16 protein-coding genes are annotated in these 15,339 nt (G+C 41.4%); 10 read left to right on the top strand and 6 right to left on the bottom strand.

Features of this window, described 5'->3' with window-relative positions:
- Positions 1-4: 4 nt before the first annotated feature.
- Complete coding sequence (locus tag FEE42_RS00350; RefSeq protein WP_077582384.1) at positions 5-727, bottom strand: YwiC-like family protein; 723 nt, start codon at positions 725-727, stop codon at positions 5-7.
- Between the two features lie 114 nt (positions 728-841).
- Between FEE42_RS00350 and FEE42_RS00345 the strand changes: the two genes are divergently transcribed.
- The 4 genes from FEE42_RS00345 (at position 842) to gyrA (ending at position 6,057) form a co-directional block, all read left to right on the top strand.
- Positions 842-1,192 (top strand): RidA family protein, encoded by a 351-nt coding sequence (locus FEE42_RS00345; protein ID WP_077582383.1) that lies wholly within the window; start codon positions 842-844, stop codon positions 1,190-1,192.
- Between the two features lie 104 nt (positions 1,193-1,296).
- Positions 1,297-1,698, top strand: a complete 402-nt coding sequence (locus tag FEE42_RS00340) for a Z-ring associated ZapG family protein (protein WP_077494765.1) — start codon at positions 1,297-1,299, stop codon at positions 1,696-1,698.
- A gap of 175 nt (positions 1,699-1,873) precedes the next feature.
- Positions 1,874-3,268, top strand: coding sequence for a DegQ family serine endoprotease (locus FEE42_RS00335; RefSeq protein ID WP_164027424.1), 1,395 nt, complete (start codon positions 1,874-1,876; stop codon positions 3,266-3,268).
- Between the two features lie 146 nt (positions 3,269-3,414).
- Positions 3,415-6,057, top strand: a complete 2,643-nt coding sequence (gene gyrA, locus FEE42_RS00330) for a DNA topoisomerase (ATP-hydrolyzing) subunit A (RefSeq protein ID WP_164027423.1) — start codon at positions 3,415-3,417, stop codon at positions 6,055-6,057.
- 55 nt (positions 6,058-6,112) lie between these two features.
- Here gyrA and FEE42_RS12580 read toward each other — a convergent pair whose 3' ends face one another.
- Positions 6,113-6,256 carry a hypothetical protein gene (locus FEE42_RS12580; protein ID WP_164703637.1) on the bottom strand — a complete coding sequence of 48 codons (144 nt, stop codon included), beginning with the start codon at positions 6,254-6,256 and terminating at the stop codon, positions 6,113-6,115.
- Positions 6,257-6,516: 260 nt separating this feature from the next.
- On the opposite strand from FEE42_RS12580, the gene queC reads away from it, so the two are divergent.
- From queC to rnb, 6 genes are all read left to right on the top strand, one after another.
- Positions 6,517-7,203 (top strand): 7-cyano-7-deazaguanine synthase QueC, encoded by a 687-nt coding sequence (gene queC, locus FEE42_RS00325; RefSeq protein WP_059365371.1) that lies wholly within the window; start codon positions 6,517-6,519, stop codon positions 7,201-7,203.
- The gene (gene queD, locus FEE42_RS00320; protein ID WP_164027422.1) at positions 7,196-7,621 is read left to right on the top strand and encodes a 6-carboxytetrahydropterin synthase QueD; all 426 of its coding nucleotides are present in this window, start codon (positions 7,196-7,198) and stop codon (positions 7,619-7,621) included. Before queC ends, queD begins: the two co-directional genes overlap by 8 nt.
- 6 nt (positions 7,622-7,627) lie before the next feature.
- Positions 7,628-8,257 carry a 7-carboxy-7-deazaguanine synthase QueE gene (locus FEE42_RS00315; RefSeq protein WP_164027421.1) on the top strand — a complete coding sequence of 210 codons (630 nt, stop codon included), beginning with the start codon at positions 7,628-7,630 and terminating at the stop codon, positions 8,255-8,257.
- Positions 8,258-8,370: 113 nt separating this feature from the next.
- On the top strand, positions 8,371-9,126 hold the full coding sequence (locus FEE42_RS00310; RefSeq protein WP_164027420.1) for a Nif3-like dinuclear metal center hexameric protein: 756 nt from the start codon (positions 8,371-8,373) through the stop codon (positions 9,124-9,126).
- 92 nt (positions 9,127-9,218) lie between these two features.
- Positions 9,219-10,007 carry an enoyl-ACP reductase FabI gene (locus FEE42_RS00305; RefSeq protein ID WP_164027419.1) on the top strand — a complete coding sequence of 263 codons (789 nt, stop codon included), beginning with the start codon at positions 9,219-9,221 and terminating at the stop codon, positions 10,005-10,007.
- Between the two features lie 64 nt (positions 10,008-10,071).
- Positions 10,072-12,051 carry an exoribonuclease II gene (gene rnb, locus FEE42_RS00300; protein ID WP_164027418.1) on the top strand — a complete coding sequence of 660 codons (1,980 nt, stop codon included), beginning with the start codon at positions 10,072-10,074 and terminating at the stop codon, positions 12,049-12,051.
- Between the two features lie 83 nt (positions 12,052-12,134).
- Here the strand turns inward: rnb and yfbR are convergent, their stop codons facing one another.
- From yfbR to nrdR, 4 genes are read right to left on the bottom strand one after another with little or no spacing between them, the layout of a single operon-like run.
- Complete coding sequence (gene yfbR / locus FEE42_RS00295; RefSeq protein WP_077582375.1) at positions 12,135-12,728, bottom strand: 5'-deoxynucleotidase; 594 nt, start codon at positions 12,726-12,728, stop codon at positions 12,135-12,137.
- A 7-nt stretch (positions 12,729-12,735) separates the two neighbouring features.
- Positions 12,736-13,758, bottom strand: a complete 1,023-nt coding sequence (gene degS, locus FEE42_RS00290) for an outer membrane-stress sensor serine endopeptidase DegS (RefSeq protein ID WP_059365377.1) — start codon at positions 13,756-13,758, stop codon at positions 12,736-12,738.
- Complete coding sequence (gene ribD, locus FEE42_RS00285; protein WP_164027417.1) at positions 13,759-14,880, bottom strand: bifunctional diaminohydroxyphosphoribosylaminopyrimidine deaminase/5-amino-6-(5-phosphoribosylamino)uracil reductase RibD; 1,122 nt, start codon at positions 14,878-14,880, stop codon at positions 13,759-13,761.
- Between the two features lie 2 nt (positions 14,881-14,882).
- A complete protein-coding gene (gene nrdR, locus FEE42_RS00280) occupies positions 14,883-15,332 on the bottom strand; it encodes a transcriptional regulator NrdR (RefSeq protein ID WP_077543516.1) in 450 nt (149 codons plus the stop codon).
- Between the last annotated feature and the right edge of the window lie 7 nt (positions 15,333-15,339).

The following is a 15,339-nucleotide window of genomic DNA, read 5'->3' as shown; positions in this document are numbered from 1 at the left end:
AAATTTATCCTGTTAATGTGCCGAGTAAAAGAAACACAAAGAAAATAGCTGTGATTAAGAACTCCGTTAGACCAACCTGTTTGACAGAAAGTTTCTTACGCGGTAAATAAATTGCACGCGCCCAACCAACCAAAAATGCTAATGCGAGATAAAATTGCCCCGTTCCGGCAAAATACGCCACCAGAAAAGAATGAAAAAGAATTGATGCCCGTAAATATTTCCGATTTTTCCGCTCACGCATCATTGATTTCACATAAATTGTCGTACCGATGAAAAACAACGAAGGATAAACGGCAACCCACCAAATTTTCATATCAAAAGTGCGGTCAGGAAAATAATAGGCTGCCATTCCGGCAAGAGTAAAAATGGCAATGCCGGCAAGATCATTGAAGAAATTACGCTCGTCTTTTTGTTTAACGTAATAAATATTCACGAAAACAAAAGGCAGCATTGCCACGATAAAATAAAGAATGTGTTGGTTATAACATAATGCAGGGAGAGCAAAAACAAGCGTTGCCGCGCCATAAATGAACGTCCATTTTCGGTATTGTTCAATATTTTTACCTTTGAACAAATTTAGCAAAGGGTAAGACATCAAGTAAAGGGAAAACCATGCCATTAATAAAAAAGCATGTACCCACACGGGATGATTAAGCAACATACCGTAAAGGAAAGGTAATAATGCCATGACAACGGCACCATGTTGATTAGAAATTAACAGCTTCATAGTGAGCCCGTAAGTGAGAATAATTCTCGAGCATTTTACTGCGATAAACTCGAATTTACAAAGTGTGAGCCGCACTTTAGAATACAACCGATTTATTATTAAAGGAAAAATATAATGACTATCAAACGAATTCATTCAAGCGAACGTTTTTGCGAAGTGTCCATTTATAACGGCGTGGCTTATTTTGCCGGACAAGTCCCGGAGAAAACCCTTGAAAAAGATGCTTACGAGCAAACCAAAGAGGTGCTTTCACTCATTGATAAATTGCTTGCCGAAATAGGATCGCACAAAGGCAATATTCTCAATGCACAAATTTTTCTTGCCGATATGAAAGATTACCAACAATTAAATCAAGCTTGGGATGAATGGGTTGATCGTTCAAACCCGCCAAGCCGTGCGACCGTTGAAGCCAAATTAGCCGTGCCGGAATGGAAAGTGGAAATTGTGATTACCGCTGCGGTTTAAATATTAAATTTGTGATCCGTAGCAAAGAAATTTTTTTTCATTTTTCTTACAATGCCTTTTACCATTCAAATACTTTAATAAACAACAAATATAAGGAGTAAACTATGCAAGCGTGGACAACTGAAATGTGGCAAACTGCCGGTATCGGTTTAGCGGTGGGGGTTATCCTCGGCTATTTAATTTTACGTTTAACCAAAGGATCGGTAAAACAGCAAGTTCAAACGGAAACGGAGCTAAAAGCGGTGAAAGCCCGACTTGAAAGCCAAAATCAACAACTCGAAAAACATTTCGCAGAAAGTGCGGAATTATTTAAAACCCTCATCGGCGATTATCAAAAACTCTATCGTCATTATGCTAACTCTTCCGACGCTTTATTAGGGGAAAATCCAAAAGGTTTATTCACACAACAATTAATCACCGCCGTAGATAAACCGCAAAATGAACCTCCGCTGGATTATTCTGAAGGCTCGTCAGGGTTACTTAAAACAGAAAAAGAAAATCATTAAACAACTCTAAATGCGGTCAGAAAAAACAATTTCAATTCTGACCGCACTTTTTTTAATTTTTTTCTCAAATACCTTGTTTTTCTTGAACATTTCATTTATTCCTTTGTCTGATGAAACACCATTTAGGTATGAACTTTTCTCTTTCACAAGAAAGATCGTTTTACTTGGAGATTCTATGAAAAAAAGACATTTTATATTAACCGGTATTGCATTAGGTTTAAGCGTTTTAGGTACGTCTGTGAGTGTGCAGGCGAACCTGCCGAGTTTTGTGGTAAACCAGCAAAATAGCCTTGCTCCCATGCTTGAAAAAGTACAACCCTCAGTAGTCACAATTTCAGTGGAAGGTAAAGCAAAAAATAGCGGCCGTTCTTTCCTACCTGATGATATTCCTGAAGAATTTAAATTTTTCTTTGGCGATCAATTCGCCGAACAATTTGGCAATCGCGGTAGCGGGCGTAACTTTCGTGGTCTGGGCTCCGGTGTCGTGATTAATGCGGATAAAGGTTATGTGCTAACCAATAACCATGTGATTAACGATGCAGATAAAATCAACGTTACTTTACAAGACGGACGTGAATTTAAAGCAAAATTAGTCGGAAAAGACGAACAGTCGGATATTGCGTTAATTCAAATTGAAAAACCGTCAAATTTGACCGCACTTAAATTTGCCGACTCCGATAAATTACGTGTAGGTGATTTCACTGTTGCTATCGGTAACCCATTCGGCTTAGGGCAAACCGTGACTTCCGGTATTATATCCGCATTAGGCCGTTCAACAGGTTCCGACAGCGGTGCGTATGAAAATTACATTCAAACTGATGCGGCAGTAAACCGTGGTAACTCAGGCGGTGCGTTGGTGAACTTAAACGGCGAATTAATCGGTATCAATACGGCAATTATTTCACCAAGCGGCGGTAATGCCGGCATTGCATTTGCAATTCCAAGTAACCAAGCGAACAATATCGTTCAACAAATTTTAGAATTTGGTGAAGTACGTCGCGGTTTACTCGGTATTAAAGGCGGTGAATTAAATGCCGATTTAGCCAAAGCATTTAACGTGAATGCGCAACAAGGTGCATTTGTGAGTGAAGTATTACCTAATTCCGCTGCGGAAAAAGCCGGTATTAAAGCCGGTGATGTGATCACCGCAATGAACGGTCAAAAAATCTCAAGTTTTGCAGAAATGCGGGCTAAAATCGCCACTTCCGGTGCCGGCAAAGAAATTGAGCTAACCTATTTGCGAGACGGCAAATCACAAGATGTTAAAGTGAAACTGCAAGCGGATGATGGCAAAGGATTGAGTGCAAGCAATGTTGAATTGCGTGCCTTAGACGGTGCAGAATTAAATAACTACAATGCGAAAGGAATAAAAGGGATTGAAATCACTAAAGTTCAACCGAATTCCCTTGCGGCTCAACGCGGTTTGAAAACCGGTGATATTATCATTGGCGTAAACCGCCAAGCGGTAGAATCAACCCAAGATTTACGTAAAATTTTAGAGGGAAAACCGTCCGCTGTCGCATTAAATATCTTACGTGGGGAGAATAATTTTTATTTATTAGTTCAATAAGTTTAAAAGTGCGGTCTATTTGACGGCAATTTTACCAAAGCGGTGTTTTATCAAAGATAAAGCACCGTTTTTTCATGGGAAAACTAGGGAAAAATCCGCTTTTATGATACAATTCCTGCAATTTTTTGATCGAAAAAGGAATACCCATGACGGATTCAATTCAATCCTCAATTACCCCTGTCAATATTGAAGAAGAACTCAAATCCTCCTATCTTGACTATGCCATGTCTGTGATTGTCGGACGAGCTTTACCTGATGTACGTGACGGTTTAAAACCCGTACATCGTCGCGTATTATTTTCAATGGATCGCGAGGGCAATACGGCAAATAAAAAATATGTCAAATCGGCTCGTGTCGTCGGGGACGTTATCGGTAAATATCACCCTCATGGTGATTCTGCCGTGTATTACACTATCGTCCGTATGGCACAACCGTTCTCACTGCGTTATATGTTGGTGGACGGGCAAGGTAACTTTGGTTCGATTGATGGTGATGCGCCGGCGGCGATGCGTTATACCGAAGTGCGTATGCAAAAAATTACCCAAGCGTTGCTCACGGATTTAGATAAAGAAACCGTCAATTTCTCGCCAAACTATGATGGCGAATTAATGATTCCTGATGTATTGCCTACCCGTATTCCTGCATTGCTTGCAAACGGATCATCCGGTATTGCGGTAGGGATGGCAACCAATATTCCGCCACATAACCTCAATGAAATATTAAACGGTTGCTTGGCTTATATTGATAACAACGACATCACTATTGATGAATTAATGCAATATATTCCGGGGCCGGACTTCCCTACTGCTGCTCTAATCAATGGTCGTAAAGGTATTGAAGAAGCCTATCGTACCGGTCGTGGTAAAGTCTATGTTCGCGCACGGGCGACTGTCGAAACCAATGATAAAGGTCGCGAACAAATTATCGTGTCTGAATTGCCTTACCAAGTAAACAAGGCAAAACTGGTGGAAAAAATAGCCGAGCTTATTCGCGAGAAAAAAATTGAAGGTATCAGCAATATCACCGATCTTTCCAACAAAGAAGGGATTCGCATTGAGATCGATATCAAACGTGATGCAGTCGGTGAAGTGGTATTAAACCATCTTTACTCTCTCACTCAAATGCAGGTAACCTTTGGCATCAATATGGTTGCCTTGGATCACGGTCAGCCGCGTTTATTCAATCTTAAAGAAATCATTGAAGCCTTTGTGTTGCACCGCCGTGAAGTGGTAACCCGCCGCTCCATTTTTGAACTTCGTAAAGCACGTGAACGTACCCACATTTTAGAAGGGTTAGCAGTGGCGCGTTCTAATATTGATGAAATGATCGCCATTATCCGTAATTCCAAAAACCGAGAGGAAGCCGCTAACGCTATAAGTTCTCGTTCTTGGGCATTGCACAGCGATATTATCAATCTACTTGATATCACTGCCCGTCCGGACGATCTTGAGGAAAACCTAGGCATTCAGGGCGAACAATATTATTTATCTCCGGCACAGGTCAATGCGATTTTAGAACTTCGCTTACACCGTTTAACCGGCATCGCTTTTGAAGAAGTGGTGAAAGAATACCAAGAATTATTGATAAAAATTGCCGACCTTCTTCATATTTTGGGCAGTGCCGAACGCTTAATGGAAGTGATCCGTGAAGAATTGGAAGAAGTGAAATCACAATTTGGTGACGAACGTTTAACGGAAATCACCACGGCTTCGGGTGATATTGACTTAGAAGATCTTATCGCTCAAGAAGATGTGGTGGTTACACTTTCCCACGAAGGTTACGTGAAATATCAACCGCTAACCGATTATGAAGCGCAACGCCGTGGCGGTAAAGGAAAATCTGCTACGAAGATGAAAGAAGAAGATTTCATCGAAAAACTACTGGTTGCCAATACCCATGATACGATTCTCTGTTTCTCAAGCCGCGGACGATTATATTGGCTAAAAGTGTATCAACTTCCACAAGCCAGCCGTGGGGCTCGCGGTCGTCCAATTGTGAATATTCTGCCATTACAAGAAAATGAACGTATCACCGCCATTCTGCCGGTTTCTGCCTATGAAGAAGACAAATTTGTGGTGATGGCAACGGCAGGCGGTATTGTGAAGAAAATCGCCCTCACTGAATTTAGCCGCCCACGTTCAAGCGGTATCATTGCCTTGAATTTACGTGATGAAGATGAACTGATCGGCGTCGATATTACGGACGGCAGCAATGAAATTATGTTGTTCTCGTCTCAAGGTCGTGTGGTGCGTTTCTCTGAAACTGCCGCGCGTGCAATGGGGCGTTTAGCAACCGGAGTTCGTGGCATTAAACTCGCCCTAACAAACGATATTTCAGAAGACGAAAGTGCGGTCGAAATTGACGAGGTTTCCGATGAAAACACAGAAGATACCTTAGATCTCAATATCGACAAAGTAGTTTCCTTGGTCATTCCAAAAGGTGAAGGCGCGATCTTAACCGCCACACAAAACGGTTACGGTAAACGCACTCAATTAAGCGAATACCCGACAAAATCACGCAATACCAAAGGGGTGATTTCTATCAAGGTGAGCGAACGCAACGGTAAAGTGGTTGCCGCAACCCAAGTGGAAGAAACTGATCAAATTATGCTAATCACTGATGCCGGTACGCTTGTTCGCACCCGTGTAAGTGAAGTCAGTATTGTGGGCCGTAACACACAAGGTGTGCGTTTAATCCGTACCGCAGAAAATGAAAATGTGGTGAGTCTTGAGCGCGTATGTGATGTAGATGAAGAAGAACTATCACAAGATAGCGATGCCGAACAATAATGTCTAAATAAAAACAAAAGTGCGGTTAAAATTAACCGCACTTTAAACATTCTCCTCAACGATTTACACCCCAATGACGAGTGTCTTTATCAAATTTCATACCGGAATGAGATCCTTCCGAACCGTTAAAATACACGTCTTTATTGGCACAAGCAGAAATAAGCAATGCTCCCACAACAACGAATAATAATTTCTTCATGACATCTACCTTTGTTTACTATGATTAAACCGCTGCGGATTCTAACATAATCTCGGTACGCCAACCACTCCCGTAAAAATCCGATATATCCAAAATCATCTTATCATTCATTTTCAAACAACTTAGATTTGCCACAAACATACTGTAATAACTTGATAAAATACGCCATCCCCTCTACAATGCACGCCTTATGTAGTTCGCAAACCTCCTACATGGACGCATTAAAATATAACTGCGCCCTAACAAAACTAGGTACTAAAATGAATATTTCAAACCCAAACCATAACCGTAAGGCGGTCGTGATCTTTTCCGGCGGGCAAGATTCCACCACCTGTTTATTTCAAGCCATAGCCGATTACGGCAAAGAAAATGTCGAAACTATCACCTTTCAATATGGTCAGCGACACGCCGTTGAGCTAGAAAAAGCACAGTGGATTGCCCAAGATCTTGGCATAAAACAAACCTTAGTGGATACATCCGTTATAAAAGCCATTACCCATAACGCTTTAATCGATCAACAAACCAAAATCGAACAAAAAAATCACGAACTGCCAAACACCTTTGTCGATGGTCGAAATGCCTTATTTTTACTTTATGCGGCAATTTACGCAAAGGGGCAAGGGATTCAAGACATCATCACAGGAGTATGTGAAACAGATTTTAGCGGTTATCCCGATTGCCGTGATGTTTTCGTCAAGTCGATGAATGTGACGCTAAATCTTGCCATGGATTATCAATTCAATATTAAAACGCCTTTAATGTATCTTACTAAAGCCCAAACTTGGCAACTTGCTGATGAATTAGGCGTGTTAGATTACGTTCAACAGCATTCCCATACTTGTTATGAAGGCGTGGAAGGCGGCTGTGGCAACTGCCCGAGTTGTGAATTACGCAACAAAGGGTTACAACAATATTTGCGACAAAAGGGCGGTGAAAAAAATGTTTAAAATTTCCAAAGAGTTCAGTTTTGATATAGCGCATTTATTAGATAATCACGATGGTAAATGCCAAAATCTACATGGACACACTTACAAATTACAAGTGGAAATCACCGGCGACTTGCACGAAAATGGGGCGAAAAAATCTATGGTTATGGATTTTTCCGATTTAAAAAATACCGTGAAAAAAGCCATTTTAGATCCCATGGATCACGCTTTTATTTACGATCAAACCAGCGAGCGGGAAAGTAAAATCGCCGTATTATTGCAGGAATTAAATTCAAAAACTTTTGCCGTACCTTTTCGCACGACCGCTGAAGAAATGGCACGATTCATTTTCAACCGTTTGAAATATGATGAAAAACTCGCGGTTTCAGCAATCCGTTTATGGGAAACTCCCACTTCTTTTTGTGAATATTCGGAGTAAAGTGCGGTGAAAAATCAAGCGGTTTTAGAACCGCACTTTAATATTGTGGAAATTTTTGAAAGCCTGCAAGGAGAAGGTTTCAATACGGGTATGCCCAGCATTTTTGTTCGTTTTGGTAAATGCAATCTCGCCTGCCCTTGGTGCGATACGCCTTATAACCAATTTGAACGCTGGTCTGCTTCACAGATTCTGGCAAAAGTGCGGTCGTTTTCGGCGAAGAATATTATCATCACCGGTGGCGAACCCACCATTGTGCCCAAAATTGAATTGCTACTCGATCAATTCAAAACCGACGGCTATTTTCTCGCCATTGAAACCAACGGCTTAAAAGCAATTCCGCCACAAATCGACTATATCGCCACCAGTCCAAAGCGTCTTTATATGCACAAATATGAGCAACGTTGCATTGAATCTGCCGATGAAGTACGCGTTGTAGCAGATGAAAATGTCTTACCTTTTTGTGAACTGATAGAACAAAAAATCCGTGCGCAACACTATTATCTATCCCCTTGTGACAACGACGGCAAAATGAATTTACTGGAAACCATCACTCAGTTAGGCAAACTTAATCAGCGCACGAATAAACCCAAATGGCAATTAAGTTTACAGACTCATAAACTAGTGGGCATTGAATAAAAAATAAGTAGTAAAACAGGGCTAGTGCAATATTTCCAACAAACTTTTTGCACTAGCCATTTTTTTTTAAATTTCGTACTATACGCCATCTTTTCCCCATTTCTCTTTTATTTATGAATAATCTTGAACTTGAACAACTTCTCAACCAAACGCTCAATTCAAACCAAATTTCCGACTATGCCCCGAACGGCTTACAAGTAGAAGGCAAAACAGCCATTAAAAAAATCATCACGGGTGTGACCGCCAGCCAAGCTTTAATTGATTATGCGGTTGAACAACAAGCCGATGCCCTGTTGGTACATCACGGATATTTTTGGAAAAGCGAAAATCCTTGCATTCGAGGAATGAAAGGTAAACGAATCAAAACCTTATTAGTCAATGACATCAATTTATATGGCTATCATTTGCCATTGGACGTACATCCTGAACTTGGCAATAATGCACAACTTGCCAAACTACTCGGTATCGAAAATTTACAACCGTTAGAAAATACTCCGACAAGCATTCCCGTTTGGGGAGAATTAAACAAACCAATAACAGCAGAAGAATTTGCCGCCCGTATTGAACAGGTTCTTCAACGTAAACCGTTAATTTGCACCGAAAACGGACCGCACTTTATTCGCAAAATCGGTATTTGTACCGGAGGAGGACAGGGATATATCGACCTCGCGGCGGCACGAGGTTGTGATGCGTTTATTACCGGTGAGGTCTCGGAACAAACCATCCACTCCGCCCGTGAGCAAGGGATACACTTTTTTGCCGCCGGCCATCACGCCACCGAACGCTACGGTATCAAAGCTCTCGGCGAGTGGCTGGCAAAAGAATATGGCTTTGATGTGGAATTTAAGGATATTGATAATCCGGCGTAATATACTGGTTCAACCAAAAAGCCGTTTCATTGCTCAAAATAGGCAAAACAGGTATAATCCACCCAATTTTTATTCAACCAATAGGAAAAAACATGGGTTTCTTAACAGGTAAACGAATTTTAGTCACTGGTCTGGCAAGCAATCGTTCCATTGCTTACGGAATCGCAAAATCAATGAAAGAGCAAGGTGCGGAACTTGCTTTCACTTATCTCAACGAAAAATTACAACCGCGCGTAGAAGAATTTGCCAAAGAATTCGGTTCTGATATTGTGCTTCCTTTAGATGTGGCAACCGATGAAAGTATCCAAAACTGCTTTGCAGAATTAAGTAAACATTGGGATAAATTTGACGGTTTCGTGCACGCCATTGCTTTTGCACCGGGCGATCAATTGGACGGTGATTATGTCAATGCCGCAACCCGTGAGGGCTACCGTATTGCTCACGATATCAGTGCATATAGCTTTGTGGCAATGGCACAAGCCGCACATCCTTATTTAAATCCGAATGCTGCATTACTCACCCTTTCTTACTTAGGGGCGGAACGTGCAATCCCTAATTACAATGTCATGTGTTTGGCAAAAGCCTCATTAGAAGCAGCAACTCGAGTAATGGCTGCGGATTTAGGCAAAGACGGGATCCGTGTTAATGCGATTTCTGCCGGCCCGATTCGTACATTAGCCGCCTCAGGCATTAAAAACTTCAAGAAAATGCTTTCTGCCTTTGAGAAAACCGCAGCATTACGCCGCACAGTGACAATCGAAGATGTAGGTAACTCCGCTGCGTTTTTATGTTCCGATCTTGCTTCCGGTATTACAGGCGAAATCGTTCATGTTGATGCCGGTTTTAGTATCACCGCAATGGGCGAATTAGGTGAAGAATAATTTTCATCTCATTTATTTTGGGCAGACTTTTCGGTCTGCCTTTTCTCTTTTTTAAAATATAACTATGTTCCAAGACAATCCATTACTCGCACAACTCAAACAACAAATTCACGAAAGCAAAGAGCGTGTAGAAGGTGTAGTGAAAAGCACCGACAAAGCCTATGGTTTTTTAGAATGTGATAAGAAAACCTATTTTATTGCGCCACCTGCGATGAAAAAAGTGATGCACGGCGATAAAATTACCGCCACAATTGAAAAACAAGGTGACAAAGAACAAGCCGAACCAGAATCCTTGATCGAACCTATGCTGACCCGTTTTATTGCAAAAGTGCGGTTCAATAAAGACAAGAAATTACAAGTGTTGGTCGATCACCCAAGCATTAATCAGCCTATTGGTGCGCAACAAGCCAAGTCTGTAAAAGAAGAATTGCAAGAAGGCGATTGGGTTGTTGCTAACCTGAAAACTCACCCATTGCGTGATGATCGCTTTTTCTATGCCACGATTAACCAATTTATTTGCCGTGCAGATGATGAATTTGCCCCTTGGTGGGTCACTCTTGCCCGTCACGAACAATCCCGTTATCCGGTACAAGGTGCCGAGCATTATGAAATGCTTGATCAACAAACACGTGAAGATTTGACCGCACTTCATTTTGTTACCATTGACAGTGAAAGCACACAAGATATGGATGATGCTCTCTATATTGAGCCTGTTGAACAAAATGGTGAGCAAATCGGTTGGAAATTAGTCGTTGCGATTGCCGACCCGACAGCTTATATCGCCCTTGATTCACAAATCGAAAAAGATGCGAAGCAACGTTGTTTCACTAATTATCTTCCCGGTTTTAATATTCCCATGTTGCCACGTGAGCTTTCCGATGAACTCTGCTCTTTAATGGCAAATGAAACCCGTCCAGCCCTCGTTTGCTATATTGAAACGGATTTACAAGGTAATATCACGGCAAAACCGTATTTTGTTTCGGCTCATGTACAATCAAAAGCCAAACTTGCCTATAACAAAGTTTCTGATTATTTAGAACAAGTACCCAATGCGTGGCAACCGGAAACCACTGAAATTACCGAGCAAATTCATCGTCTACACCAATTTACATTAGCACGGATCAACTGGCGTAAAACCCATTCGCTATTGTTCAAAGAAAAACCGGATTATTCTTTTGTGCTGGCTGAAAATGGCAAAGTGCAAGAGATCAAAGCGGAACACCGCCGCATTGCAAATCAAATTGTAGAAGAATCAATGATTATTGCGAATATTTGTGCGGCACAATTCTTAAATGAACAGACAAAAACCGGTATCTTCAACACTCATAGCGGTTTTGATAAAAAATTCTTGGAAAACGCCCATCATTTCTTAATGGCAAATTTGGCTAACGAAGAAAATCAATCGGAACTTAATGAGCGTTATTCTACGGAAAATTTATCAACATTAAATGGCTATTGCCAAATGCGTCACGATATCGAACCTATTGACGGCGATTATCTCGAATTACGCTTGCGCCGCTATTTAACCTTTGCCGAATTTAAAGCAGAATTAGCACAGCACTTTGGTCTGGGCTTGGAAGGATATGCCACTTGGACATCACCAATTCGTAAATATTCCGATATGGTGAATCACCGCTTAATCAAAGCCGTACTGACACAACAACCTTATGAAAAACCACAAGACGAAGTGTTAGCACGCTTGCAAGAAGCCCGCCGCCAAAATCGCTTGGTAGAACGTGATATTGCCGATTGGTTATATTGTCGCTATCTTGTCGATAAAGTGGCTGAAAATGCAGAATTTGATGCTGAAGTGCAAGATGTTATGCGGGGAGGATTACGGGTTCAATTATTAGAAAATGGTGCGTCAATGTTTGTGCCGGCCTCTACCCTTCATAATAATAAAGAGGAAATCCAAGTGAATACCGATGAACTCGCCCTCTACATTAAAGGTGAACGGGCATACAAAATCGGGGATATTGTGCGTGTAAAACTCACGGAAGTAAAAGAAGCAACCCGAAGTATTGTTGGTTCAGTGGTGATTTAGCATAAAAAAATGGCGTTTTAATTAACGCCATTTTTATTTGAAAAATTGACCGCACTTCTAAAAGTGTCTGTATATAATGATTGCTACAATGCAATCTCATCCAATGAACGCCCGAAACTTGGCATAAAAACTTGTAAGAAGTAATCCATTTCTTGGCTATGCCATTGTTGCATTAGGCTTTCCAATCTTGTTTTTGCGCTTTTAAATTCTTGATTGCCATTCTCCAGCTCAAATTGTGCTTTAATATAAGCACAAATTAAATCCGCCTGTTTCACTAAATGCTTTTCCTCATCAGAAAAGGTTTCACTGTCTAAATAAGGGGCAAAATCAGCTTGGAGTGCTTGCGGTAAAAGACTGATTAAATGAAGTTCCGCCGCGCTCTCAATTTGTTTATAGGCTTGAGTGATTTCAGGGTTGAAATATTTAATCGGTGTCGGCAAATCACCGGTAAAAATTTCAGATGTATCATGATACATCGCCATAACGGCGATCCGTTCCGAATTAACCCGACCATCAAAAAATTTATTTTTAATAATCGCTAATGCTTGTGCGACAAATGCGACTTGCAAGCTATGCTCTGCCAAATTTTCTTTTTCAATGTTGCGCATTAATGACCAACGTTGAATCAAACGCAAACGGTCTAAACAAGCAAAAAAATGACTGGTTTTAATCTCCATATCTCCTCTAATTAGACGGAAGCTCTTCCACCATCACAGACAAATCAAACACTCGTCCTAAACGCATTACTGTTACCGTTACTCTTGTATTCGGTTTGGTATTGGAAATAATTTGCATCATTTCACGGGTTGAAATGCCCTCTTGATTATTCAGTTTTAAGATAACATCGCCTACTTGAATACCGGCTTTTGAGGCAGGACTATTCGGTGTAACGCCCGTAATCAAAATTCCTTGTTCCGCACTGGAATTAATCTCGCTTTGTACGCCAAAATAGCCCCGAATGACACGTCCGTCGCGGATAATTTTATGCAAAACATCATTTGCAATATCCATAGGAATGGCGAAATTTAGACCTTCGGCAATTTCCGTTGACGTTTTACCGATACTCAAGGTGCTGATTCCAACCAGCTCACCGGCTGAATTAATTAACGCACCACCTGAATTACCACGATTAATTGAGGCATCCGTTTGAATAAAATTTTGTCTGCCAAGAGAATCCCCTACCGCACTTCGTCCTACGGCACTAATAATTCCCTGAGAAACGCTTTGCCCAAGATTATAAGGATTGCCAATCGCCAGAGCGACATCCCCGACATGAACTTGGCGATTCGCATTTTGTGGAATAGTAGAAAGATTATCGGCATGAATTTTCAACACTGCAAGATCCGTTAAATTATCGGAACCGATCAGGTTTGCTTCATAAATATTACCATTCTGTAATGCCACCACAATCTGATCGGCATTTTGGATCACGTGTTTATTGGTGAGAATATAGCCGTCTTTACTCATAATAACGCCCGATCCCAAATTATTCACTTGCAGTTGATCATTATCGTTAATACTGGCTGATGAGAAAGAGCGATTGTACACATTGACTACTGCAGGCGATGCGATCCGCACCGCATTTTTGAAAGAAACAATGTCATCAGAGGTAAAAATATTGCTGCTATTTATTCTTGGCACAGCAAAGAGAATTATGCCGGCAGCGGCTAATCCCCAAAGAGCGGAATAAACAAGTTTTTTAAGCATTTAAAATCCTTTTGGCGTATAAGTTAATTTTATGTCATCGCCAATTTGTTGAAATTCATTCAGTTGCCATAGAGGAGCCTCAGCTAATTGTGTCAAATGAGGCAAGTTACATAGACCACGAGCTTGTTCGCCCAACAATTTGGGGGCAATATAAAGAATCAGTTCATCCACCAATTTTTGCTCAATCAAACTACCGGCCAAATTTTTTCCCGCTTCGACCCAAAGACTATTAATTTGACGTTTTCCTAATTCAACCATTAATTCCGATAAGAGATTATCTTGAGGCAAGACAATTTGCTCACAAAACTCGGGAAAACCCGCAAGATCACGCGCTTCACTTGAAACCAACCACACCGGTGACACGGTTTCAAATAATTTATGGCTTGGCTGAATACGATGTTGTGAATCTAAAATAATACGCACGGGCTGACGCACGGTTTCTTTCGCATATTCTTGTTTGAGATCAACAGGAAAATCCTCCCACCGCACATTTAGGCTGGGATCATCAGTTAAAACAGTAGCGGAAGTGGATAAAAGTGCGGATGATTTTGCCCGCATTTTCTGCACATCGGCACGTGAGGCTGAACCAGTAATCCATTTACTTTCTCCGCTTGCCATAGCCGTTTTACCGTCAAGGCTCATCGCTAATTTAAGCTGTACAAAAGGCGTTCCTTCTCGCATACGTTTTAAAAAACCGTTATTCAACTTTTCCGCAGAATCTTTTAGTAAATTGACCGCACTTTCAATACCGGCTTCGGCAAGCATTTTCAGTCCTCTACCCGCCACCTGCGGATTTGGATCCTCCATTGCCGCAACCACTTTCACAACACCGGCTTCAATTAAACCCAATGCGCAAGGAGGTGTGCGACCATAATGGGAACAAGGCTCCAAGGTAACATAAGCGATTGCCCCTTTTGCCTTTTCACCTGCTTGCGCCAACGCAACCCGTTCCGCATGAGGTTGCCCCGTCTTAAAATGAAAACCTTCCCCGACAATCTCACCATTTTTCACTAATACGCAACCCACCGCAGGATTTGGCGTTGTCGTGTAAATTCCTTTTGCCGCTAAATCCAAAGCCCGTTGCATAAATTGCGTGTCTTGAACGGTAAATTTATCAGACATCATTAATCCTTCAAACTTTCAATTTCTTTGGTAAATTGATTAATATTATCAAAGCTCAAATACACCGAAGCAAAACGAATATATGCGACCTTATCCATTTCTTTTAATTCATTCATTGCCAATTTGCCGACGAGTTGGCTAGGCACTTCACGCTCACCTGTCGCACGTAGCTGCAAAATAATGTGGCTAATCGCTTTTTCTACATCATCTGAACTGACAGGGCGTTTTTCTAAAGCATGCTGAATACCACTACGCAGTTTGTCTTCATTGAAAGGCTCCCGCGAACCATCGCTTTTAATAATTTTCGGTATAACCAACTCAGCGGTCTCAAAGGTGGTAAAACGTTCGTGACAATGACCGCACTCACGGCGGCGGCGGACTTGATAACCATCGGATACTAACCGACTATCAATGACTTTAGTTTCTTCAGTAGAACAAAATGGGCAACGCATAGGAGAT

Source organism: Rodentibacter caecimuris (genome assembly GCF_010587025.1).
GTDB classification, from domain to species: Bacteria; Pseudomonadota; Gammaproteobacteria; order Enterobacterales; family Pasteurellaceae; genus Rodentibacter; species Rodentibacter caecimuris.
The sequence above is the reverse complement of the archived record's forward strand: the minus strand, read 5'-3'. Positions and strand labels throughout refer to the sequence as shown.